This window comes from Paraburkholderia phenazinium (genome assembly GCF_900100735.1).
Classification (GTDB): domain Bacteria; phylum Pseudomonadota; class Gammaproteobacteria; order Burkholderiales; family Burkholderiaceae; genus Paraburkholderia; species Paraburkholderia phenazinia.
The window spans coordinates 19,433-40,658 of the sequence record NZ_FNCJ01000025.1; the positions used below are offsets into that span (position 1 = coordinate 19,433).

At 64.4% G+C, this 21,226-nt stretch carries 18 protein-coding genes; 9 read left to right on the plus strand and 9 right to left on the minus strand.

Features of this window, described 5'->3' with window-relative positions:
* Positions 1-188 precede the first annotated feature (188 nt).
* Both aceB and BLQ92_RS34635 read right to left on the minus strand, forming a co-directional pair.
* Positions 189-1,790 (minus strand): malate synthase A, encoded by a 1,602-nt coding sequence (gene aceB / locus BLQ92_RS34630; protein ID WP_090693929.1) that lies wholly within the window; start codon positions 1,788-1,790, stop codon positions 189-191.
* Positions 1,791-1,956: 166 nt separating this feature from the next.
* A complete protein-coding gene (locus BLQ92_RS34635; RefSeq protein ID WP_090693933.1) occupies positions 1,957-2,760 on the minus strand; it encodes a (S)-2-haloacid dehalogenase in 804 nt (267 codons plus the stop codon).
* A 168-nt stretch (positions 2,761-2,928) separates the two neighbouring features.
* Here BLQ92_RS34635 and BLQ92_RS34640 point away from each other — a divergent pair, with 168 nt between their 5' ends.
* Both BLQ92_RS34640 and BLQ92_RS34645 read left to right on the plus strand, forming a co-directional pair.
* Positions 2,929-3,831 carry a LysR family transcriptional regulator gene (locus BLQ92_RS34640; RefSeq protein WP_090694179.1) on the plus strand — a complete coding sequence of 301 codons (903 nt, stop codon included), beginning with the start codon at positions 2,929-2,931 and terminating at the stop codon, positions 3,829-3,831.
* Positions 3,832-4,063: 232 nt separating this feature from the next.
* Positions 4,064-4,498: a universal stress protein gene (locus BLQ92_RS34645; RefSeq protein ID WP_090693937.1), complete on the plus strand. Its 435-nt coding sequence runs from the start codon at positions 4,064-4,066 to the stop codon at positions 4,496-4,498.
* A gap of 356 nt (positions 4,499-4,854) precedes the next feature.
* On the opposite strand, the gene aceA is transcribed toward BLQ92_RS34645, so the two are convergent.
* The 3 genes from aceA to BLQ92_RS34660 all read right to left on the minus strand — a co-directional run bounded on the left by aceA (position 4,855) and on the right by BLQ92_RS34660 (position 8,867).
* On the minus strand, positions 4,855-6,162 hold the full coding sequence (gene aceA, locus BLQ92_RS34650) for an isocitrate lyase (RefSeq protein WP_090693941.1): 1,308 nt from the start codon (positions 6,160-6,162) through the stop codon (positions 4,855-4,857).
* A 401-nt stretch (positions 6,163-6,563) separates the two neighbouring features.
* The gene (locus BLQ92_RS34655; RefSeq protein WP_090693945.1) at positions 6,564-8,177 is read right to left on the minus strand and encodes a DEAD/DEAH box helicase; all 1,614 of its coding nucleotides are present in this window, start codon (positions 8,175-8,177) and stop codon (positions 6,564-6,566) included.
* A gap of 420 nt (positions 8,178-8,597) precedes the next feature.
* Entirely contained in the window at positions 8,598-8,867 is a 270-nt protein-coding gene (locus BLQ92_RS34660) for an acyl-CoA-binding protein (RefSeq protein WP_090693948.1), read from the minus strand.
* A gap of 191 nt (positions 8,868-9,058) precedes the next feature.
* Between BLQ92_RS34660 and tsaB the strand changes: the two genes are divergently transcribed.
* From tsaB to BLQ92_RS34680, 4 genes are read left to right on the plus strand one after another with little or no spacing between them, the layout of a single operon-like run.
* Positions 9,059-9,949, plus strand: a complete 891-nt coding sequence (gene tsaB, locus BLQ92_RS34665; RefSeq protein ID WP_090693951.1) for a tRNA (adenosine(37)-N6)-threonylcarbamoyltransferase complex dimerization subunit type 1 TsaB — start codon at positions 9,059-9,061, stop codon at positions 9,947-9,949.
* The gene (gene rimI / locus BLQ92_RS34670) at positions 9,946-10,440 is read left to right on the plus strand and encodes a ribosomal protein S18-alanine N-acetyltransferase (protein WP_090693954.1); all 495 of its coding nucleotides are present in this window, start codon (positions 9,946-9,948) and stop codon (positions 10,438-10,440) included. Before tsaB ends, rimI begins: the two co-directional genes overlap by 4 nt.
* On the plus strand, positions 10,427-11,413 hold the full coding sequence (locus tag BLQ92_RS34675) for a uracil-DNA glycosylase (protein WP_090693957.1): 987 nt from the start codon (positions 10,427-10,429) through the stop codon (positions 11,411-11,413). The genes rimI and BLQ92_RS34675 overlap by 14 nt, the downstream gene beginning before the upstream one ends.
* Entirely contained in the window at positions 11,413-12,390 is a 978-nt protein-coding gene (locus BLQ92_RS34680; protein WP_090693961.1) for a DUF1853 family protein, read from the plus strand. Before BLQ92_RS34675 ends, BLQ92_RS34680 begins: the two co-directional genes overlap by 1 nt.
* Before the next feature lie 136 nt (positions 12,391-12,526).
* On the opposite strand, the gene ilvD is transcribed toward BLQ92_RS34680, so the two are convergent.
* The 3 genes from ilvD to lplT form a co-directional block, all read right to left on the minus strand.
* A complete protein-coding gene (gene ilvD, locus BLQ92_RS34685) occupies positions 12,527-14,389 on the minus strand; it encodes a dihydroxy-acid dehydratase (RefSeq protein WP_090693965.1) in 1,863 nt (620 codons plus the stop codon).
* Between the two features lie 266 nt (positions 14,390-14,655).
* Positions 14,656-15,462 carry a bifunctional hydroxymethylpyrimidine kinase/phosphomethylpyrimidine kinase gene (thiD, locus tag BLQ92_RS34690; protein ID WP_090693969.1) on the minus strand — a complete coding sequence of 269 codons (807 nt, stop codon included), beginning with the start codon at positions 15,460-15,462 and terminating at the stop codon, positions 14,656-14,658.
* 90 nt (positions 15,463-15,552) lie between these two features.
* Positions 15,553-16,860, minus strand: a complete 1,308-nt coding sequence (lplT, locus tag BLQ92_RS34695; RefSeq protein WP_090693973.1) for a lysophospholipid transporter LplT — start codon at positions 16,858-16,860, stop codon at positions 15,553-15,555.
* 218 nt (positions 16,861-17,078) lie between these two features.
* Between lplT and alr the strand changes: the two genes are divergently transcribed.
* The 3 genes from alr to BLQ92_RS34710 all read left to right on the plus strand — a co-directional run bounded on the left by alr (position 17,079) and on the right by BLQ92_RS34710 (position 20,069).
* Complete coding sequence (gene alr, locus BLQ92_RS34700; RefSeq protein ID WP_090693976.1) at positions 17,079-18,149, plus strand: alanine racemase; 1,071 nt, start codon at positions 17,079-17,081, stop codon at positions 18,147-18,149.
* 129 nt (positions 18,150-18,278) lie between these two features.
* A complete protein-coding gene (radA, locus tag BLQ92_RS34705; protein ID WP_090693980.1) occupies positions 18,279-19,655 on the plus strand; it encodes a DNA repair protein RadA in 1,377 nt (458 codons plus the stop codon).
* A gap of 150 nt (positions 19,656-19,805) precedes the next feature.
* Positions 19,806-20,069 carry a DUF2866 domain-containing protein gene (locus BLQ92_RS34710; protein WP_090693984.1) on the plus strand — a complete coding sequence of 88 codons (264 nt, stop codon included), beginning with the start codon at positions 19,806-19,808 and terminating at the stop codon, positions 20,067-20,069.
* A 24-nt stretch (positions 20,070-20,093) separates the two neighbouring features.
* Here BLQ92_RS34710 and BLQ92_RS34715 read toward each other — a convergent pair whose 3' ends face one another.
* Positions 20,094-21,188, minus strand: coding sequence for a CaiB/BaiF CoA transferase family protein (locus BLQ92_RS34715; RefSeq protein WP_090693987.1), 1,095 nt, complete (start codon positions 21,186-21,188; stop codon positions 20,094-20,096).
* Positions 21,189-21,226 lie beyond the last annotated feature (38 nt).

A 21,226-nucleotide genomic window follows, 5' to 3' on the forward strand; every position in this document is an offset into this window, starting at 1 on the left:
TCGCACCGGGGTCGCAGCGGCCGAAAAAACGGCCCGGCAAGCCTGAGCCTGCTGGGCCGTGCGGTCGGTCAACCTTGCGATCCGCGCCGCTACAGCGAAGAGCGGCGCGGCTACATCAGTGGCGCCGGAATCCGCGTCCGGCGTCAAGAGGTACGCTCAGATGCAGTTGGGCACCCTGAGCGCGCACCTCAGATTTCCTCATACAAAGGCAGCGTCAAGAACTCGGTGAACTGCTCCGAGGTCGACATCTCGGCGAAGATTTCCGCGGCGCGGTCATACGGCTTCGTGTCGCCGCCCACTGCGCTCTTGACCTTGTCGAGTTCCTGCTTCGACAGTTCGCGCACCAGTTCAGCCGTGACCTTGCGGCCGTCGTCGAGCGCGCCCTTCGGCGAGCGGATCCACTGCCACACCTGCGAGCGCGAGATTTCCGCGGTGGCGGCGTCTTCCATCAGGTTGTGGATCGGCACGCAGCCATTGCCGGCCAGCCACGAACCGAGGTAGTGAATCCCGACGTTGATGTTGTTGCGCAGACCCGCTTCGGTGATCGGCGCTTCCGGGCGGAAGTCGAGCAGATCCTTGCCCGTGACTTCCACGTCGGCGCGTTGCTTGCCGATTTGGTTCGGCTTGTCGCCCAGCACCTTGACGAACTCTTCCATGGCGATCGGCACGAGGCCCGGGTGTGCCACCCAGCCGCCGTCGTAACCGTCGCCCGCGTCGCGTGCCTTGTCCGAGCGCACGCCGCCCATCGCGCGGTCATTGGCAGCCGGGTCGTTCTTGATCGGGATCAGCGCGCTCATGCCGCCGATGGCCGGTGCGTTGCGGCGGTGGCAGGTCTTCAGCAACAGCAGCGCGTAGGCCCGCATGAACGGCGAGGTCATGGTGATCTGCGAGCGGTCGGCGAGGCAGAAGTCGCGGTCGGCCTTGAACTTCTTGATAGCCGAGAAAATGTAGTCCCAGCGGCCGGCATTCAGGCCCGAGCTATGTTCGCGCAGCTCGTACAGGATCTCGTCCATTTCGAACGCGGCGAGGATCGTTTCGATCAGCACCGTGGCGCGGATCGTGCCGCGCGGCACGCCGACCACTTCCTGGGCGGCGACGAAGATGTCGTTCCACAGGCGTGCTTCGAGATGGCTCTCCATCTTCGGCAGATAGAAGTAGGGGCCCGAGCCGCGTGCCACGAGTTCACGGGCGTTGTGGAACAGGAACAGCGCGAAATCGAAGATGCCGCCGGAGACGCGCTGGCCGTCCACGGTCACATGCTTTTCGTCGAGGTGCCAGCCGCGCGGACGCACGATCAGCGTGGCGATCTTGTCGTTCAACTGGTACGACTTGCCGTTCTGTTCCAGCGAAATCGTGCGGCGCACCGCGTCCTTCAGATTGATATGGCCGCTGATCTGGTTGTCCCAGCTCGGCGCGTTCGAATCTTCGAAGTCCGTCATGTACGAATCCGCGCCCGAGTTCAGCGCGTTGATGATCATCTTGCGCTCGACCGGCCCGGTGATTTCCACGCGGCGGCATTGCAGATCCTGCGGCAGCGGCGCGATCTTCCAGTCGCCGTCGCGGATGCTCTTCGTTTCTACGAGGAAGTCGGGACGCTCGCCGGCATCGAGCCGCTTGGTGCGTTCGATGCGCGCTTTCAGCAGAGCCTGACGACGCGGCTCGAACGTGCGATGGAGCGCCGCGACAAGTTCGAGCGCTTCGCGGGTGAGGATCGTTTCATAACCCGGCTTGATCTCAGCCGTGATTTCCATGCCCTGCGGCAACTGCGACGATGAAAGCGTGTGCGCCATGGTTTCTCCTTGGTCGGTCAGATTGCAAAGATGCAGATCGTCAAATGCGGTTTAACTGCGGTTTAGGGGTGGCTTCAGGTGCGTCTTCAGGTGCGTCTTTGCTGCACCAGGTTGCCTGGTCGTTGCTTAGTACTGCGTTGCAGGTGTCCGTTGGGTGTGCGGGCCGTCATGCGCCAGGGCTGTGGCGCATGCGGCTGCGGCTCCCGTCGGGCGCTGCGAGGGATTGCAGAAACACGAGCAGCTCGTTCATGCTGCCGCCCGTGCCGTGTGGCGTGACGCCTAGCTCTTCAGCGGGAGCGCCTTGCCGGTTGAGCCAGAAAGTCGTATAGCCGAACCAGTTCGCGCCGGCGGCGTCCCAGCCGTTCGACGAGACGAACACGATCTCTTTGGGCGCGACGCCGAATGCCTGGGTGCCGAGTGCGTAGGCGGCGGGCGCCGGTTTGTAGGCGCGCACCGTGTCGACTGAGAGCACGTGGTCGAACAGGCCGCACATGCCGGCGCTCTTCACCGCAATGTCGAGCATCTGCGGATTGCCGTTGGACAGGATGGCGAGGCCGAGTGGGGCGCCCTGGTTGCCCGCTGCGTCGGCAACGCCGCGCTCGCGTTGGCTGCGCGGGTCATGCAACTGGCGCAGCGCGGGTACGGCATCGGGGAAGGCGGACAGGCACGCATATTCGTCCATCAGGCGCTTTTCCGCCGCGCGATTGAGCGTGAGGCCGAGCTTGTGCGCGGCGAAGCGCAGCGCGTCGAGCGTGATGTTCCAGAACGGCTGATAGCGCGCGCCCGCGGGGTCGGCCAGGGTGCGCAACTGCGTGTATTCGATTTGCTTTTGCCGCCACAACTGCGAGAGCGCGTCGCCGTGGCCGGGGAACATCTGCTCCGCCGCAGCGACGACCGAATGCACGTCGAACAGCGTGCCGTAGGCGTCGAAAATCACTGCTTTAGGGGAGAGTGTCGTTGTGGCCGACATAGCCGTGCGCTCCAATTCGAGGTCGAGATGAATTGTATTAGTGATGCTCTACGCTCAAAAAGAGGCTAAACATCACTTGATCTTTTACTTTCATCCACCTAATCTGGCGCTCATTCCCACTTTCGGGGCGCCTTGGCGCTGTCGTCCGCGCCCGGCCTCGGCTCGCTCATGGACCGTTTCAAGCAGATCGAAACCTTCGTCACCGTCGCCGCCAAGGGCAGCCTGTCGGCGGCGGCTCAGGCCGAGGGCGTGGCGCCGGCCATCATCGGCCGCCGCATCGATGCGCTCGAAGAGCGTCTGGGCGTCAAGCTGCTGGTGCGCACCACCCGCAAGATCACGCTGACCTTCGAAGGCTCGGCCTTTCTGGAAGACTGCCAGCGCATCATTCACGACATGCAGAACGCCGAGGCGAGCGTCTCGGCGGGCGGCGTGAAGGCGAGCGGCCACCTGCGCGTCTCGGCGCCGGCCGGCTTCGGCCGCCGCCACGTCGCGCCGCTGGTGCCCGCGTTTACCGTGGCGCACCCGGATGTCTCGATCACACTCGACCTGTCCGACCGGCTGGTGGATCTGGTCAACGAAGGCTTCGACTGCGCAGTGCGGCTGGGCGAGTTGCCGGACTCTTCGCTGGTGTCGCTCAGGCTCGGTGAAAATCGCCGTGTGCTGGTCGCTTCGCCTGCCTATCTGACGCGCCGCGGGGCGCCGCAAAACCTCGCCGATCTGACCCATCACAATTGCCTTGCACTCGGCGCCAGCGCCAACCAGCAACGCGGCTGGATGTTCCAGCAGGGTGACAAGGTCGTGTCGATCAAGGTGTCCGGCACGATGGAATGCTCGGACGGCGCCGTGCTGCATGAGTGGTGTCTGGATGGCTATGGCCTGGCATGGCGCTCCTGGTGGGAGGTGGGCGCGGATATCGCCGCCGGCCGGCTCGTTAGCGTGCTCGATGAGTTTGCGGCGCCGCCGATCGGCATTCATGCCGTGTTTCCACAGCGCCGCCATTTGCCGCTGCGCGTGCGGCTGTTTCTGGATTTTCTTAAACATACCTACGGTCATCCCGGCTACTGGGGGTGAGACGCCAAGGCGAAGGGGCAGCGACGTCCCGCGCGGGTTTCCGATATGCGGACAGACCCGCAGGCGGGCGTTGCGGCAATTTAGGCGCACTACAATCGATTGGACGGCCCGTTTTCCGTTCGACCGATGTTCGGCCCGGCCGCACCCTGAAGACCTGCTCGCCGGCTGCCGACGCTGCGCCGCGTAAGCCGCCACCTGAGCGGGTCCAGCCGCAGTCGACGACGGAGGCACCATGTTCAAGCACATCCTGGTTCCGACCGATGGTTCAGACTTGTCGCGCAAGGCGATCGAAGGCGCTATCGATCTCGCCCAGGCGGTGGGCGCGGACGTCACCGCGTATGCCTGCTTGCCGCAATATCCCTATTCGCCGTTTTCCGAAGTGGTGATCGAGCCCCCGGGCGACTTTCTGGAGCGCAGCGAGCGCGAGGCGCGCGTGCATCTTCAGGAGGTCGAGCGGGCTGGACGCAATGTCGGGGTGGCTGTTACCAGCCGCACCAGCGTGCATCCGTCGCCGTATCTCGGCATCATCGAGGCGGCCGAGAAGGGCGGCTGCGACGTGATCTTCATGGCCTCGCACGGGCGCCGTGGGCTCGGCAGCCTGCTGATCGGCAGCGAGACCCAGCGGGTTCTCACGCATACGAAGATTCCGGTGATCGTGTATCGCTGAGGTGGGCGGGTGCAATGGCATCTCAGTAGCGCTCTCTAGCGCGACTCAAGCGCTTCTGAAGCACCTTTGAAGCGCACCGCCACAAAAAACGCGCCGGCGGGTGAGGCCGGCGCGCGCTTGCGTCACGGCACGGTGCGCTGTGCCATATCCTGCTTCTCTCTCAGATTCCAGTCTGCGCGGACCCGAATGGCGACCTTGCCTGGGACCTCATGAGTCCGGCTTGCTGGTCAGTTCCGGCTGACTGTCTCCCCCCTGATTGCGGCCCTCTGCTGGGGCCGCTTTCCGTCTGCCTGCCTGTCCGATCCGCGTTAGCGGTTCAGGCTGTTCTCTTTCTTAAACCGCGGTTCAGGCGTGACTCAAGCCACCTTCTTGTCGAAGAACTGCTCGTCTTCCGTCGAGCCGTGCAGCGCGGTCGTCGAGGCTTCGCGCTCGACCGTTTGGGTCACGGCGTCGAAGTAGCCCGTGCCGACTTCGCGCTGGTGCTTGACGGCGGTGAAGCCCTTTTCTGCCGCGGCGAACTCGGCCTGCTGCATTTCGACGAACGCCGTCATCTGGTTGCGGGCATAGCCGTGTGCCAGGTTGAACATCGAGTAGTTCAGCGCATGGAAGCCCGCCAGCGTGATGAACTGGAACTTGTAGCCCATCGCACCGAGTTCGCGCTGGAACTTGGCGATCGTCGCGTCGTCGAGGTTCTTCTTCCAGTTGAACGACGGCGAGCAGTTGTACGACAGCAGTTGGTCCGGGAATTCCTTGTGGATCGCGTCAGCGAATTTCTTCGCGAACTCGAGGTCCGGCTTGCCGGTTTCGCACCAGATCATGTCGGCGTACGGTGCGTAGGCGAGACCGCGCGAGATCGCCTGCTCCAGACCCGGCTTGGTACGGTAGAAACCTTCCACCGTGCGTTCGCCGGTGAGGAACGGCTTGTCGTTATCGTCGATGTCCGAGGTGATCAGATCCGCGGCTTCCGCATCGGTACGGGCCAGCAGCACGGTCGGCGTGCCGGAGACGTCGGCGGCCAGACGCGCAGCGGTGAGCTTGGCGATGTTTTCGCGGGTCGGCACGAGCACCTTGCCGCCCATGTGGCCGCACTTCTTGACCGAGGCGAGCTGGTCCTCGAAGTGCACGCCTGCTGCGCCCGCTTCGATCATCGCCTTCATCAGTTCGAACGCGTTCAGTACGCCGCCGAAACCGGCTTCAGCGTCGGCGACGATCGGTGCGAAGTAGTCGATATAGCCTTCGTCGCCCGGATTCTTGCCTTCCGACCACTGGATCTGGTCGGCGCGCGTCAGCGTATTGTTGATGCGCTTCACGACGAGCGGCACCGAGTTCGCGGGGTACAGCGACTGGTCCGGGTACATTTCGCCGGCCACGTTGGCGTCACCCGCCACTTGCCAGCCCGACAGATAGATGGCCTTGAGACCGGCTTTGACCTGTTGCATGGCCTGGTTGCCGGTCAGCGCGCCGAGCGAGTTGACGAACGGCTCGTTGTTGACGCTTTCCCACAGCTTTTGCGCGCCGCGCTTGGCGAGCGTGTGCTCAACCGGCACCGAGCCGCGCAGACGCACCACGTCATCCGCGGTGTAGGTGCGCTTGACACCTTTCCAGCGCGGATCGGTATCCCATTGCTGCTGGAGTTGCTGTGCTTGTTCCTGGCGTGACGTCATGGTGTGCTCCTTGGATTGCCTGAAAAGTGAATCAGTGAACTCTGTCTTCTGCGAGCCGGCTGCCTGAAGGGGACCGGAGGGCGTTTCGTTTCGCGAAGTCTTATATAAGAGTCTATGCAAAACAGGATACGCGCAATAGATACAGGATAAGCTTTATCTGAGATTTTTTATTTTTTAAAATCAAGTATTTATGATAGACGTTTCGCATTGAGAAAAGCAATTTCCCCTGCTGCAATAGTCCTCGTTGTGCCACGCAGCACGACTTTTTACGAGGCAAAAAAATTTTCCACATCGTGAAATTTTGGGTGCGACCAAAATGCGGACGAAAAAAAACCGGTGCATGAGCACCGGTTTCTTCGGAGGCCTGGGTGGCTAAGCGCCGCCCAACGTCCTGTTTCTTCTTAGCTGCCGCGACGCGCCGTACGCGGACCGTCGCTGCGGCGTGCGCCGTAGCCACCGTCACGCGAGCCGCCGTAACCTTCACGCGAACCGCTGCCAGCCGACTTGCCGGCCCAGCCGCCGCCATTGCCGCCGCTACCGCTGCGAGCGCCGCCGCCGTTACCAGCCGGCTTGCCAGCACCGCTGCCGCTACCGAAGCGACGGCCACCGCCATTGCCACCGCCCGGACGGCCGCGGCCGCCAAAGCCAGGACGACCGCCACCCGACGGAGCCGACTTGCGCGGCTCGAAGCCTTCGACGACGTTGACCGGCAGCGGAGTACGCACGAAACGCTCGATGCGCTTTAGCGCGCCTTGCTCGGCGTGGTGCACGAGGCTCACGGCGATACCCGAGTGGCCAGCACGGCCGGTACGGCCGATACGGTGCACGTAGTCTTCAGCGAACTTCGGCAGGTCGTAGTTGAACACGTGCGTGATGCCCGGGATGTCGATACCGCGAGCTGCGACGTCCGTTGCCACCAGCACGCGCACACGGCGCTCGCGCAGGGCGCGGATCGTGCGGTTACGTGCGCCTTGCGGCAGGTCGCCGTGCAGGGCGGCCGATTCGAAACCGGCGTCGGCGAGACGGCCAGCCAGTTGGTCCGCGTCCATCTTGGTTGCCGTGAAGACGATAGCCTGGTCGAGGCCTTCGTCGCGCAGCAGATGGTCGAGCAGACGGTCCTTGTGATCGCGGTCGTCAACGTAATGGACGGTTTGCGCGATGTTGGTGCGCTGTTCCATGCGCTGGACGATCTCGATACGCTCCGGATCCTTCAGCAGGCGGCCCGTCAGCGAACCGATCTTGCCGTCGAGCGTAGCCGAGAACAGCATGGTTTGACGCGTAGCCGGCGTTGCCGCAACGATGGTTTCGATGTCGTCGATGAAGCCCATGTCGAGCATGCGGTCGGCTTCGTCGAGCACGAGGATCTGCAGTTGCGACAGATCGATACGGCCGCGTTCCAGGTGGTCGATCAGACGGCCCGGCGTCGCCACCAGGATTTCCGGGTTCTTCGCGAGCAGCATCAATTGCTGGCCGTAAGCGACGCCGCCCAGAATGCTGACGGTGCGCAGGCGCTTCAGGTGCTTGCCGTACGTGGCAGCAGCGGTGGTGACCTGCATCGCGAGTTCGCGGGTCGGCGTCAGAACCAGCATGGTCGGACGGGCAACCGGTTGCGGACGGCGCGTGCGGGCGCCATCAGCCGGACGCGGCTCGCGCGGCTGGCTGGCTTGTGCCTTTTGCAGTTGCGAGAAACGCTCGATAGCGGGCAGCATGAACGCGGCGGTCTTGCCCGAACCGGTCGGGCTCGAGACCAGCAGATCGCGGCCGGCGATGCCAGCGGGGATAGCGCGTTGCTGAACCGGGGTCGGGGTTTGGTAGCCAGCGGCGGTCAGCGCGGAGACGACATCCGGGGACAGACCGAGCGACGCGAACGACGGGCCGGCCGGTGCTGCGGTTTCAGCGGCAACGGCTTCCGGCGCTGCAGCAACGGCTGCGGCTTGGGCGGGAGCGTCGGCGAGACCGAGTGCCTGGTCGGCGATGGCGTTCAACGGGCTGCTGGGGGTATTGCTCGAAGTCATGAGAATCCTTGAAACGATCCTGGGTGAAGCACGGAATAAATACGTCGGCGCCAATCGGCATACCCAAGTCGTCGGATTCAGCGAGCAAAGAAGCAGCGAGCAAATCGAAAAACGGGGGCAGCTCGCAACACTAAAGAGGCGAGCTTTTCGTTAGAAGCTGTATCGGTTGCGACATGCCAACACGGCGTGCCGCCAGCCTGGTACATGATCGCCCGTAGGGGGCTAGGCAGGAGGGGACAGGTTCTAAACTGGATTGGAGCAAAACGCTACGAGGCGCTGCGCCGCAAGGGCCGCTAGGAAAAAGCCGGGCAAAGCAGTGAAGCGCAGGCAGCATTGTATAGGGTTTTGCTGCACCGCGCCACATTTACGACACTTCCGTGAAGGAAAGTGCTGATTCTTTCTTTGTCTTACGAATATTCGTTAAGCGGAGGCGCCGCTTTTCAACGATTCGACCAGTTCGACGTACTGCTGCTTGGCCGCATCCTGGGCGGTGCCCTTGAGCGCTGCCCACGCGTCGTACTTGTATTTGCCGACGATGTCGGTGAAGCCCGGCTTGTCGCCATGCACGTCGCCCTTGGTGGCCTGCTTGTAGAGCGCGTAGAGGCGCAGCAGCGTCAGATTGCCGGGGCGTTCCGGCAGTTGTTGCACGTCTTCGTGGGCTTTCGCGAATTGGGCGTCGACGTCGCTCATGTTTTTTCTCCGTGGCGAATTCAAGATAGGCCGACGATCATATCAAGCGGCATCCTTGCTGGGTTCGAACCAGGCTCGAACCTTCATTCCAAACGCGCCGGCGAGGGGCGCGCCCGGCGCTTCGCCATTGTGCGGCGCTGCATGCATGCTGCGTGCCCGGCAAGGCGGGGCGTCGCATTACAATAGCGGTCATGACCAGAACTGTGCTGCTTGCCCTCGATACGTCGACCGAATTCTGTTCGGTCGCGCTTCTGTCCGCCGCTGTCGATGCGACGGGCGCTCCTGTCTCCGAACCGCGCACCTGGGTGCGCCACGAAGCGACCGGAGCTGTGTCCAGCACGCGCTTGTTGCCGGCGATCCGCGAACTGTTCGACGAGGCCGGCCTCGCGCTGGCCGACTGCGATGCGATTGCCTTCGGCGCGGGCCCGGGCTCGTTTACCGGTCTGCGCACCGCGACCGGGGTTGCGCAGGGGCTCGCGTTCGGCCTGAATTGCCCGGTGGTGCCGATCGGCACCTTGCTTGCGTGCGCCGAGAGCGCGCGTTTGCGCGATCCGTCTGCCAGGCGCGTGCTGGCGGCGCTCGACGCCCGCATGGATGAGGTCTACTGGGCCGATTACGCGTGGGATGAGGCGCAGGGCGAATGGCGCACCATCCAGTCCGCCTCGCTCGATGCGCCGGACCGGCTGAGCTTGCCCGAGGAGCCGTTTACGCTGGCAGGCAATGCCGCTGCCGCATTCGGCGCGCGCCTCGTGGCCAGCACGGTGGCGCAAGCCATCGACGGCGCAGCGCTGCCGCATGCGCTGCCGCTCGCCTTCGCGGCGCTGCGCGCGCTGCGCGCGGGCCGCACGGTGCCGGCCGAGCTTGCCGCGCCGGAATACGTGCGCGACAAGGTGGCGCAAACCACGGCGGAGCGGATGGCGGAGAAGGTGGCTAAAGCAGAACAGGCAGCAGAGCAGGCGGCGGGACAAGCCGCGCAGCAGGCAGCGGCGAGCGCGGCGAAAGACCCGGTGCAGCAGGCGCCGAACCAGGCAACTGAGCCGGTCACGCCGCATCCCGCACCCCAAGGCGAGGGCGGACGATGAGCGGGGTGTTGCTGGCGGACCGCTACATGTCGCCAATGACCGAAGGCGACCTCGACGAGGTTGCCATCATCGAAAAAGCGGCATACGAATTTCCGTGGAGCCGCGGCAATTTCGAAGATTCGCTGCGCAACGGCTACTTCGGCATCTGCCTGCGTCACGTCACCGGCGCGTTAATCGGCTATTGCGTGCTGATGCCGGTGGTCGACGAAATGCATCTGTTGAATCTGTGCGTGGCGCCGGCCGCGCAGGGCGCGGGTGCCGGGCTGTCGTTGCTGCGGGAAGCGGTGCGTATTACGCGCAACGAAAAACTTGAAGGACTGCTGCTTGAAGTGCGGCCGTCGAACCACCGGGCTATCCGGCTTTATGAACGCTTCGGCTTTGCTTCGATCGGCCGTCGCAAGAACTACTATCCGGCGCGTCATCGCAGCCGGGAGGACGCCATCGTGATGCGTTTTTCGTTTGCCAAGGAGGGCGCAGATGGCGCTGCATGAATCCGCTCTGGAAGAGCTTGGCCTCGCGCCGATGTGGGTGCGCCGCGGGATGGGGCAGGCGAGTGCTGGGGAGGCCGGTCAGGCGGCGGTGCCAGCAGCTGTTGTCGACGAGAGCGCTGCGCGGCGTGTAGAGGCGGCTAAGCCTGTTCAAGGCTTGACGCATGGCCTGGCGGTAGACGCGGCTCGAGGCAATGCGCAGGAGCGCTCTGCTGCAGGAGCGCGCGGCGACACATACGAACCGGTCTCGCGTGCGGATGCAACAGCGTCCCCGGCCCGTGCCGAGCCCGCCGCACCCTCAGCCCCGCCTGATGACGATTTCGCCTGGTTCGACGACCTGCCGTCTCAGCCTCCGGCCGAAGCGCGTACGGCGCCAGCCGAGCGCGCCGAACCTTTGGTCCCGACCCTCGACTGGGATGCGCTCGCCGAACGCGTGGCCGGCTGCGAGGGTTGCCGCCTGTGCGAGAAGCGCACCAACACCGTATTCGGCGTCGGCGACCGCAATGCCGACTGGATGCTGATCGGCGAAGCCCCCGGCGAGAACGAAGACCGCCAGGGCGAGCCGTTCGTCGGCCAGGCCGGCAAGCTGCTCGACAACATGCTGCGTTCGTTGACGCTCGCACGCGACACCAACGTCTATATCGCCAACGTGATCAAGTGCCGGCCGCCCGGCAACCGCAATCCCGAGCCCGACGAGGTGGCGCGCTGCGAGCCGTATCTGCAGCGCCAGGTCGCGCTCGTCAAGCCGAAGCTGATCATTGCGCTGGGCCGCTTCGCCGCGCAGAGCCTGCTGAAGACCGACGCCAGCATTTCGTCGTTGCGCGGCCGCGTGCACCAGTACGAAGGTGTGCCCGTGATCGTCACGTATCACCCGGCGTATCTGCTGCGCAGCCTGCCCGATAAGGCCAAGGCCTGGACGGACCTGTGCCTCGCCCGCGATACCTGGCGCAAGGCGGCCGGCGCGCTGGCCAACTGATGAACGCGCCCCGGCCGGCCCTGGTTCCGGCCGCTGTGCCTCCGGCACAGTGGGATGCGCTGCGCGAACCCGCGGTGCGCGATCTCGCGTGGCTGCTGTTCAGCGCGGATCTGTTGCGTGCGCAACCACCGGTGGGGATGCTCGCCAGCGCGTTCGAGACGCAGGACGAACTGGCTGCCACCCTCGACTGGCTGCGCGCTCTCGATGCCGAGCCGGGCGCACTCAGGAGCGACCTCGCTGTGGCCCGCGTCACGCGTCTTGGCCGTTACGCGGAATGCCTGCTTGCGTGGTTTCTGCAGCATGGGCCGACCGCGCGCCTGATCGCGGCGAACGTGCCGCTGCGGCGTGCCGGACTGACCCTGGGCGAGTGCGATTTTCTGGTACAGACGCGAGCAGGGCGGCGCCTGCATTGGGAGCTGGCCGTCAAGTGCTATCTGCACGCGGGGGATGGGCGGGGGCTACTGTCGGATTACGTTGGTCCCAATCTGCAGGACCGCTTCGATCTGAAGCTGACCCACTTGCTCGATCATCAGTTGCCGCTCAGCGGGCGGGAGGAGTTCGCTACGCTGGGACATGTGGGCCCGTGGGAACCGCAGATGTTTATCAAGGGCTGGCTGTTCTACCGGCACGGCGAAGTGAGCAGCGATCCGATGGAAATCGATCCCGCGCATGCGCGCGGCTGGTGGGCGACACGCACGGACTGGCCGGCTTTCGCGGCTGAGCATGCACAGGCGTGGCGGGTTTTGCCGCGTCTCGAATGGCTTGCGCCGCGGCGCCATGAGCCGGGGGTAGCCGATGCGGAAGGCATTGTGTTCGTCGATGTGGCCGCGCTTGGCGAACGGGTCGCGCATCAGAACGGGCCGACCATGGTGGCGGCCTTCTATCTGGACGATGCGGGGTGTTGGGTTGAGCGCTCGCGCGGCTTTATCGTGCCGGACGACTGGCCGCAGAAGGCGCAGGCGTTCGCCCGGCAGTGACGCCGGTTGATGCGGGTTGATGCCGGGTGATGCCGGGTGATGTCTTTAGGCCGATCAGCGCGGCGGCCGATAGGCCATACCCGGCATGTCGATCTGTTCGGCTCCAGTCGCCTTGCGACGACGGAGCCGTTCTTCCTTATTTGCGTTTCAGTTGCGAGAGATCCCGCACGGCGCCACGGTCGGCCGAGGTCGCGAGCGCAGCGTAAGCCTGCAATGCTTGCGACACCACACGTTCACGATTCGCCGGCATCCACGCCTTGTCGCCGCGTGCCTCCATGGCTGCGCGACGGCGTGCCAATTCCTCGTCCGGTACCGCGAGGTGCATCTTGCGCGTGGGAATGTCGATCTCGATCACATCGCCTTCTTCCACGAGACCGATCGTGCCGCCTTCGGCTGCTTCCGGCGAGGCATGCCCGATCACGAGCCCTGAGGAACCGCCGGAGAAGCGGCCATCGGTAAACAGCGCGCAGCTCTTGCCCAGGCCCTTGGATTTCAGATACGACGTGGGGTAGAGCATTTCCTGCATGCCGGGGCCGCCCTTGGGGCCTTCGTAACGGATCACGACCACGTCGCCCGCTACGACCTTGTCGCCCAGAATGGCTTCGACGGCGTCGTCCTGGCTCTCGAAGACGCGCGCGCGCCCTGAGAAGACCCACTGCGATTCGTCAACACCTGCCGTCTTGACGATGCAGCCCTTCTCCGCGAGGTTGCCGTACAGCACGGCGAGGCCGCCGTCTTTCGAATACGCGTTTTGCTTGCTGCGGATACAGCCGGTCTTGCGATCGGTATCCAGCGACGCGAAGGTGGCTTCCTGGCTGAACGCGACGGTGGTCGGAATGCCGCCCGGGGCTGCACGGAAGAGTTTCTGCGCTTCTTCGCCCGCGCCGCCGGCGACATCCCACTTGGCGATCGCCTCGCCCAGCGTGCCGCTATGCACGTTGCCGCACGACAGGTCCAGCAGATCCGCGCGGGCCAGCTCGCCCAGAATGCCGGGAATGCCGCCGGCACGATGCACGTCTTCGATATGGAATTTGTCGGTAGCCGGCGCCACTTTGCACAGGCACGGCACCTTGCGCGAGATGCGATCGATGTCGGACATCGTGAAATCGACGCCGCCTTCCTGCGCGGCTGCCAGCAGGTGCAGCACGGTATTGGTCGAACCCCCCATGGCGACGTCGAGCGCCATCGCGTTTTCAAACGCCTGCTTGCTGGCGATGCTGCGCGGCAGGACCGAGGCGTCATCTTCCTGATAGTAGCGGCGGCACAGGTCCACCACGAGACGGCCGGCCTGTTCGAACAGGCCCTTGCGCCATGCGTGCGTGGCGACAATCGTGCCGTTACCGGGCAGCGCGAGACCGATCGCCTCGGTCAGGCAATTCATCGAGTTCGCGGTGAACATCCCCGAGCAGGAACCGCACGTCGGGCACGCGCTGCGCTCGATTTCTGCCACTTCGGCATCACTGACTCTGGAGTCGCCCGCCTTGATCATCGCGTCGATCAGGTCGATCTTGGCGATCACCTGGCCGTCGGTCGGCGACTTGACCTTGCCGGCCTCCATCGGACCGCCGGAGACGAACACGACCGGGATGTTCAGGCGCATGGCGGCCATCAGCATGCCCGGGGTGATCTTGTCGCAATTGGAAATGCAGACCATGGCGTCGGCGCAGTGCGCGTTGACCATGTATTCGACCGAGTCGGCGATCAGTTCGCGCGAGGGCAGCGAATACAGCATGCCGCCGTGGCCCATGGCGATGCCGTCGTCCACCGCGATGGTGTTGAATTCCTTGGCGACGCCGCCGGCCGCTTCGATTTCCTTCGCGACCAGCGCGCCCAGGTCGCGCAGATGCACGTGGCCTGGCACGAACTGGGTGAACGAGTTCACCACCGCAATAATGGGCTTGCCGAAATCGCCGTCCTTCATTCCGGTGGCGCGCCACAAGGCGCGGGCGCCAGCCATGTTGCGGCCATGAGTCGAAGTTCGCGATCGATAGTCAGGCATCTGTGTCCTCAGGTATTGGGGTCGTTAAGTTGGAGTTGTGCCCAGTTCGGCCAATTCACCGTTGCGGACGGTGGCGGCGCACCGATCGCCCGCAGGCGGTGGGCGCACGGTCAGCGCTGGGAAGGTATGAATAGTGCGAGAGCACCGGTAAGACGTCCAATATATTTTTTCGACGCAATTAGGTCGCAAAACATATTATTTGGCGGTAGGACAAGGCGAGGGCACGCGAGGCGCCGCTAAACGGCACCAGGCGGCACCCACGCGTTTCACCACCAGCGATAAAAATGATGCACCGGTCCGACGCCCTTGCCGACGTCGAGCTGGCCGCTCGCTTCGAGCGCGCCGGTCAGATAGGCCTTCGCATCCGCCACGGCACTGGCGAGGTCGGCGCGCTGCGGAATCAGCGCCGCAATCGACGACGACAACGTGCAGCCCGTGCCATGCGTGTTCTTCACCGGCACGCGGGGTGCGCCGAGGCGCAGCGTGCCACTGTCCTGCACCAGCCAGTCGGGGCTGTCGGCGGCGGTGAGATGGCCGCCTTTCATCAGCACGGCGCGCGCGCCGAGCGAGCGCAACGCTTCACCCTGTTCGATCATGCCGGCTTCGTCGGTCGCAGCCGCGAGTCCCAGCAACGCCGCGGCCTCCGGCAGATTCGGCGTCAGCAGGTCGGCGAGCGGCAGCAGTTCGTCGCGCACCACGACCACCGCGTCGGGCAACAGCAACGCGTGGTTGCTCTTGGAGATCATCACGGTATCGAGCACCACGTGCTTCGGCCGATGGCGCCGCAGCGCCTCCGCTACGACGCGCGCAATCTGCGCGTTCGCCAGCATGCCGATCTTCACGGCGTCGATGCGGATATCGTCGAACACCGCGTCGAGCTGCGCGGCGACAAACGCCGGCTCCGGCGTATGAATCGCCGTCACGCCTTGCGTGTTCTGCGCAGTCAGCGCCGTAATCACGCTCGCGCCATACGCGCCGAGCGCCGAAAAAGCTTTGAGGTCGGCCTGAATGCCGGCGCCGCCGCCGGAGTCGGAGCCGGCGATCGTCAGGACGTTGGGAATCGGTTGAGTCATGGCAAGGCGGGAAGAAGAGAATCGCGGATACGGCGCTTAACCTCGGTGCGCAGGTTGCCGCCGGGTGCATAAGCTGCGCCCGGCACGGCGTCAGTGTTTCACTTCACCGATCAACGCGACCGAATCGAAGGCGCGCTGGTTCGCCTGATGACGCCGCATCACGAACCACATCATCACGCAGACGAAGGTGCCGAACAGCACGATCACCGCCGACACCGGCACGTCGAGCCATACCAGCACCGCGTACAGGCACAGCATCACGAGCACCGAGAGGTTCTCGTTGAAGTTCTGCACGGCGATCGAGTGACCGGCCGACAGCAGCACGTGGCCGCGATGCTGCAGCAGCGCGTTCATCGGCACCACGAAAAAGCCGGACAGGCCGCCGACGACCATCAGGAAGATATAGGCGAGGATCAGATAACCCGGCACGTGCATGCGACCGAAGTAAAAACCCCAATGCGCGGGGAACAGGTCGCGGGTATAGAAGGCCATCATCATCACCGCGATACCCATCATGATGCCGACCGGCAGCACCGATAGCGACTTCTTCAGCGGCACGCGCGAGGCGGCGATGATGGCGCCCGCGGCCACCCCGACGGCCACCACGGCCTGCAGGATCGCGCCTTCGGAGAGCGACATGCCGAGCGAGACTTCCGCCCACTTCAGCACGATGAACTGCAGCGTGGCGCCCGCGCCCCAGAACAGCGTCGTGACGGCAAGCGAAATCTGGCCCAGCTTGTCGCGCCACAGCACCTGGAAGCAGTCGGCGAAATCTGTGATGAGCTTGATCGGGCCGCGTTCCTGTTTCGGATAGCGCGCGCCGGTGTCGGGAATGCGCAGATTGAATAGCGCCGCGATCACGTAGATGGCCATGATGACCAGCATCGCAGCTTCAGCCGGCGTGTTGACGGTCGGAATATGGTGTTTGAGGATGTGCGAGGCGATGTGCGGGCTGATCAGCGCGCCGCCCAACACCGTGCCGAGAATGATCGAACCGACCGTGGTGCCCTCGATCCAGCCGTTCGCGGCGACGAGCCGGTCAGGCGGCAGCAGTTCGGTCAGAATGCCGTATTTGGCAGGCGAGTAGGCTGCGGCCCCAAAGCCGACGATGCCGTACGCAATTAGCGGATGCGCACCGACCAGCATCGTAAAGCAGCCGACCACCTTGATGGTATTGGTGACGAACATCACGTGCCCCTTCGGGCGCGAGTCGGCAAAGGCGCCGACGAAGGCAGCAAGGACGACGTACGACAGCACAAAGAACAGCTTGAGCAGCGGCGTCATCCAGTTTGGGGCGTGAAGATCTTTCAGCAGTGCAATAGCAGCGATCAGAAGCGCATTGTCGGCCAGCGATGAAAAAAACTGCGCGGCCATGATGGTGTAAAAACCTTTTTTCATCTGATGCGATGCTGTCCTCGCTGCGGTCTGTCCGCCCCGGCCGTGTGCAAGGCGTCCGGGCTTATTCCGTTCGAAATGGGTTGTGCGCACGGCTTTATATCATGAAAATAGCTGGATTCGGACTAGCAGAATCCTTGATCGCACCGCCCAGCGGGCTCCTGAGCACTGAAAACGCACTGTAAGCTCCTGATTCGCAAGCGTCTTTACGAAAATTTCCCATGCCGCGCCCCCTTTCAGCCACGATCCACACCGCAGCACTCGCCAATAACCTCGCCGTCGTCCGCCGTTACGCACCAAATTCGAAAATCTGGGCCGTCGTCAAGGCCAACGCCTACGGGCACGGCCTGGCAAGGGCCTTTCCAGGTTTGCGTGCAACGGATGGCTTTGGTTTGCTCGACCTCGAAGAAGCGGTGAAGTTGCGTGAATTGGGCTGGGCCGGGCCGATTCTGTTGCTCGAGGGCTTTTTTCGCCCCACCGATATCGACGTGATCGACCGCTACAGCCTGAGCACCGCGCTGCACTCGGACGAGCAGTTGCGCATGCTGGAAATGGCGCGTCTGTCGAAGCCGGTCAATATCCAGTTGAAGATGAATAGCGGCATGAATCGTCTGGGCTACACGCCCGAGCGTTTTCGGGCGGCGTGGGAGCGGGCGCGGGCCTGCCAGGGCGTCGGTCAGATCACGCTGATGACCCATTTTTCGGATGCTGACAGCGAGCGTGGCGTTGCCTATCAGATGGAGGCGTTCGAGCGCGGCGCGCAAGGTATAGCGGGAGCGCGTAGCCTCGCCAATTCGGCGGCTACGCTGTGGCATCCGTCGTCGCACTTCGACTGGGTGCGCCCAGGCATCATCCTGTATGGTGCGTCGCCGTCGGGGGTCACCAAGGCTATCGAGGGCACGGGCTTGCAGCCGGCCATGACGCTCGCTTCCGAACTGATCGCGGTGCAGAACGTGCCCGAGGGGCAGACGGTGGGCTACGGCTCGATCTTCAAGGCGCGCAGCGCGATGCGCGTTGGCGTGGTGGCGTGCGGCTATGCGGACGGTTATCCGCGCGTGGCGCCCGAAGGCACGCCGGTGATCGTCGATGGCGTGCGCACGCGCGTGGTCGGGCGGGTGTCGATGGATATGCTCACGGTCGATCTGACGCCGTGTCCGTCGGCGGGCGTCGGCTCGCGCGTCGAACTGTGGGGCAATGCGCTGCCGATCGACGATGTCGCTCAGGCCTGCGGCACGATCGGCTATGAGCTGATGTGCGCGGTGGCGCCGCGCGTGCCGGTGCGCGCCGAATAAGCGGCTCTGCGGCGCCTGTTCGGCGTTCCGGGCTGCAAGCGGTCCGGCATAGGTGAGTCGTACCGCAGACCGCGATTCGACAAACTCGACACACTCAACCAATTCGACAAATAAGCAAGGCAAGGGCGCGTGGCTAAACAGAAGACGATGTACACCTGCACCGAATGTGGCGGGCAGGCGCCCAAGTGGCAGGGCCAGTGCCCGGCATGCCAGGCGTGGAACACGCTGGTGGAGACGGTGGCCGAATCGCCTTCCGCGCACCGCTTTCAGTCGCTCGCCAAGAGCGCGCCGGTGCAGCGCCTCGCGGACATCGAGGCATCGGACGTACCGCGCTTTTCAACCGGCGTCAGCGAATTCGACCGGGTGCTGGGCGGCGGTCTGGTGCCGGGCGGGGTGGTGCTGATCGGCGGCGATCCGGGCATTGGCAAATCGACGCTGCTGCTGCAGTCGCTCGGGGAAATCGCCCACGAGCGGCGTGCGCTCTATATCAGCGGCGAAGAATCGGCGGCGCAGATTGCGTTGCGGGCGCAACGGCTGTCGCTGCTCGATCCGGGCTCGAAGGCAAGCGAACTCAGGTTGCTCGCCGAAATCCAGCTCGAAAAAATCCAGGCGACCATCGAAAGCGAAAGGCCTGACGTGGCCGTGATCGATTCGATCCAGACGGTCTATTCCGAGGCGCTGACCTCGGCGCCCGGCTCGGTCGCGCAGGTGCGCGAATGTGCGGCGCAACTGACGCGCATCGCCAAGCAGTCGGGCACGGCCATCATCATGGTCGGCCACGTGACCAAGGAAGGCAATCTGGCCGGCCCGCGCGTGCTCGAGCACATTGTCGATACGGTGCTGTACTTCGAAGGCGATACGCACTCGTCGTTTCGCCTTGTGCGCGCGTTCAAGAACCGCTTCGGCGCGGTCAACGAACTCGGCGTGTTTGCCATGACCGAGCGCGGCTTGCGTGGCGTGGCGAATCCGTCGGCGCTATTCCTCTCGCAGCATGAGCAGATCGTGCCGGGTTCGTGCGTGCTGGTGACCCAGGAAGGTTCGCGGCCGCTGCTCGTGGAAATCCAGGCGCTGGTGGATGCGGCCAATGTGCCGAACCCGCGCCGGCTCGCGGTGGGGCTGGAGCAGAACCGTCTGGCCATGCTGCTCGCCGTGCTGCACCGGCATGCCGGAATTGCCTGCTTCGATCAGGACGTGTTTCTGAATGCGGTGGGCGGCGTCAAGATTACCGAGCCGGCCGCCGACCTTGCGGTGCTGCTGGCGATCCATTCGTCGATGCGTAACAAACCGTTGCCCAAGGGCTTGATCGTGTTCGGCGAAGTGGGGCTGGCGGGCGAGATCCGCCCGTCGCCGCGCGGCCAGGACCGGCTCAAGGAAGCGGCCAAGCTGGGCTTCTCGATTGCGCTGATTCCGAAGGCGAATGCGCCTAAGCAGCCCATCGACGGCTTACAGGTTATTGCTGTCGACCGGCTCGAACAGGCCATCGACAAGATCCGCACGCTAGAGTAGGCGTCGTATCCGTCGCTCAGAGGGCATTTTTGCAGCAAGCGCCGCGTAATGCTCCGTAAATAACTGAGCCAGGACTGTAACCAACGCAACACGCGTATTCCCTAAGCTGGGCGGGTCTGCCATCCCTCTCAAGCGGAAAAGGATCGCGCCTTGAAACAGTCTTATGAAACCGTGACCGAGCGTCCCATGCTGGTGCGTGGCTGCCGCGTCTCTGCGCCCATCCGTCAGCCTTGGGGCGGCGCGTGCCGGATCGTCGAATGGATCGACACCACCGGCCAGATTTCACGCCGCGTCGTCGCCGAAAACGTCACACCGGATGAGGTGCGCGCCACCATCGACCGGCATGTCGAAGGCCGCAAATACATGCTGTATGACGACGAGCGGGCGCCGCGGCAAACTTTGCCGCGGCGGTAAGCGCGCGAGTGTGGTTGCACGCCATTAGCGAGGCCGCTTGGCCTCACCGGTGTCGGGCACTTCATTCGCCCCGTCACGCGCTTGCTCATCCGCCTCTGCGTTCGTCTCGGCCTCAGCGTCCGGGTTGAACAGAGGATGCTGCGCGGCCTCTGCTGCCGTCAGCACCGGCGAGACACAGCAATCGAGCGGCTCCAGTAACCTTACCCAATCTTCCAGCGGCCGGCTGGCAATCAGGTCTGCCATGTCCCGCATCAGCGCGAGCGCATCCGGGCCGCCGATGGACTGGCCGACGCTCCAGTGCCGAAACGCCCATTCGGGGCGATCGAGCGCGTGGCACAACGTATCCCAGAACTTCAGTTCAAGCGCCGCGACCGCGAGCCAGCGGCCGTCCCGGGTCCGGTACAGGTTGTAGCAAGGCACGCCGCCGTTCAGCAGCCCACCGCCTGCCGGCGGGGCGGCACCGTCGTTGGCGAGCGAGACCTGGGCGAGGAAGTTGTTCGAGTGAGTGACGTGGGACATCGAAATGTCGACGAAGCGGCCGTTGCCGCCGCGCGCTACGTGCCACAGCGCCGCGAGAATCTGCGCGACTGCGCTCGCGGCGCCGCCGAGCAGGTCGGCAATCTGGAAGTTAGGCAGGATCGGTGCGCCGTCGCGGCTCGCCAGTTGCTCGAGGACGCCAGCGTAGGCGATGTAGTTCAGATCGTGGCCGGCCTGACTGGCGAACGGACCCGTCGAACCATAACCGGTGATCGCGCAGTAGACGAGCTTGGGATTGAGCACGCTCAGGCTCTCATAGCCGATGCCGAGGCGTTCCATCACACCAGGCCGGAAGCTCTCGATCAGCACGTCAGCTTCACGCGCCAGCGCGCGCAGCACGGTGCGTCCCGCTTCGGACTTGAGGTCGAGGCGCGTTTCGCGCTTGCCGCGGTTGACCATGCGATAGAACACGCCGGGGCGGCCGGCGACGCGATCGCTCGACGCCTGCAGCATCGTGCGGGTGGGGTCGCCGGCACCGGGCGCTTCGATCTTCAGCACGTCCGCGCCCATTTCCGCGAGGCGCAGAGCCGCGACCGGGCCGGGCAACAGGCGCGTCAGGTCCAGTACGCGCAGGCCTTGCAATGCAGCGGGAGACGTCAATGCCAACCTCTCTCTTTAGA

Excerpts from the sequence above, each read along its gene's own strand:
- tsaB (WP_090693951.1), top strand. The coding sequence starts at position 9,059 with ATGACCAGAACTGTGCTGCTTGCCCTCGATACGTCGACCGAATTCTGT.
- ilvD (WP_090693965.1), bottom strand. The coding sequence starts at position 14,389 with ATGCCTGACTATCGATCGCGAACTTCGACTCATGGCCGCAACATGGCT.
- BLQ92_RS34675 (WP_090693957.1), top strand. The coding sequence starts at position 10,427 with ATGGCGCTGCATGAATCCGCTCTGGAAGAGCTTGGCCTCGCGCCGATG.
- BLQ92_RS34640 (WP_090694179.1), top strand. The coding sequence starts at position 2,929 with ATGGACCGTTTCAAGCAGATCGAAACCTTCGTCACCGTCGCCGCCAAG.
- BLQ92_RS34635 (WP_090693933.1), bottom strand. The coding sequence starts at position 2,760 with ATGTCGGCCACAACGACACTCTCCCCTAAAGCAGTGATTTTCGACGCC.
- aceA (WP_090693941.1), bottom strand. The coding sequence starts at position 6,162 with ATGACGTCACGCCAGGAACAAGCACAGCAACTCCAGCAGCAATGGGAT.
- lplT (WP_090693973.1), bottom strand. The coding sequence starts at position 16,860 with ATGAAAAAAGGTTTTTACACCATCATGGCCGCGCAGTTTTTTTCATCG.
- aceB (WP_090693929.1), bottom strand. The coding sequence starts at position 1,790 with ATGGCGCACACGCTTTCATCGTCGCAGTTGCCGCAGGGCATGGAAATC.
- BLQ92_RS34645 (WP_090693937.1), top strand. The coding sequence starts at position 4,064 with ATGTTCAAGCACATCCTGGTTCCGACCGATGGTTCAGACTTGTCGCGC.
- BLQ92_RS34680 (WP_090693961.1), top strand. The coding sequence starts at position 11,413 with ATGAACGCGCCCCGGCCGGCCCTGGTTCCGGCCGCTGTGCCTCCGGCA.
- BLQ92_RS34660 (WP_090693948.1), bottom strand. The coding sequence starts at position 8,867 with ATGAGCGACGTCGACGCCCAATTCGCGAAAGCCCACGAAGACGTGCAA.
- BLQ92_RS34655 (WP_090693945.1), bottom strand. The coding sequence starts at position 8,177 with ATGACTTCGAGCAATACCCCCAGCAGCCCGTTGAACGCCATCGCCGAC.
- alr (WP_090693976.1), top strand. The coding sequence starts at position 17,079 with ATGCCGCGCCCCCTTTCAGCCACGATCCACACCGCAGCACTCGCCAAT.
- thiD (WP_090693969.1), bottom strand. The coding sequence starts at position 15,462 with ATGACTCAACCGATTCCCAACGTCCTGACGATCGCCGGCTCCGACTCC.
- rimI (WP_090693954.1), top strand. The coding sequence starts at position 9,946 with ATGAGCGGGGTGTTGCTGGCGGACCGCTACATGTCGCCAATGACCGAA.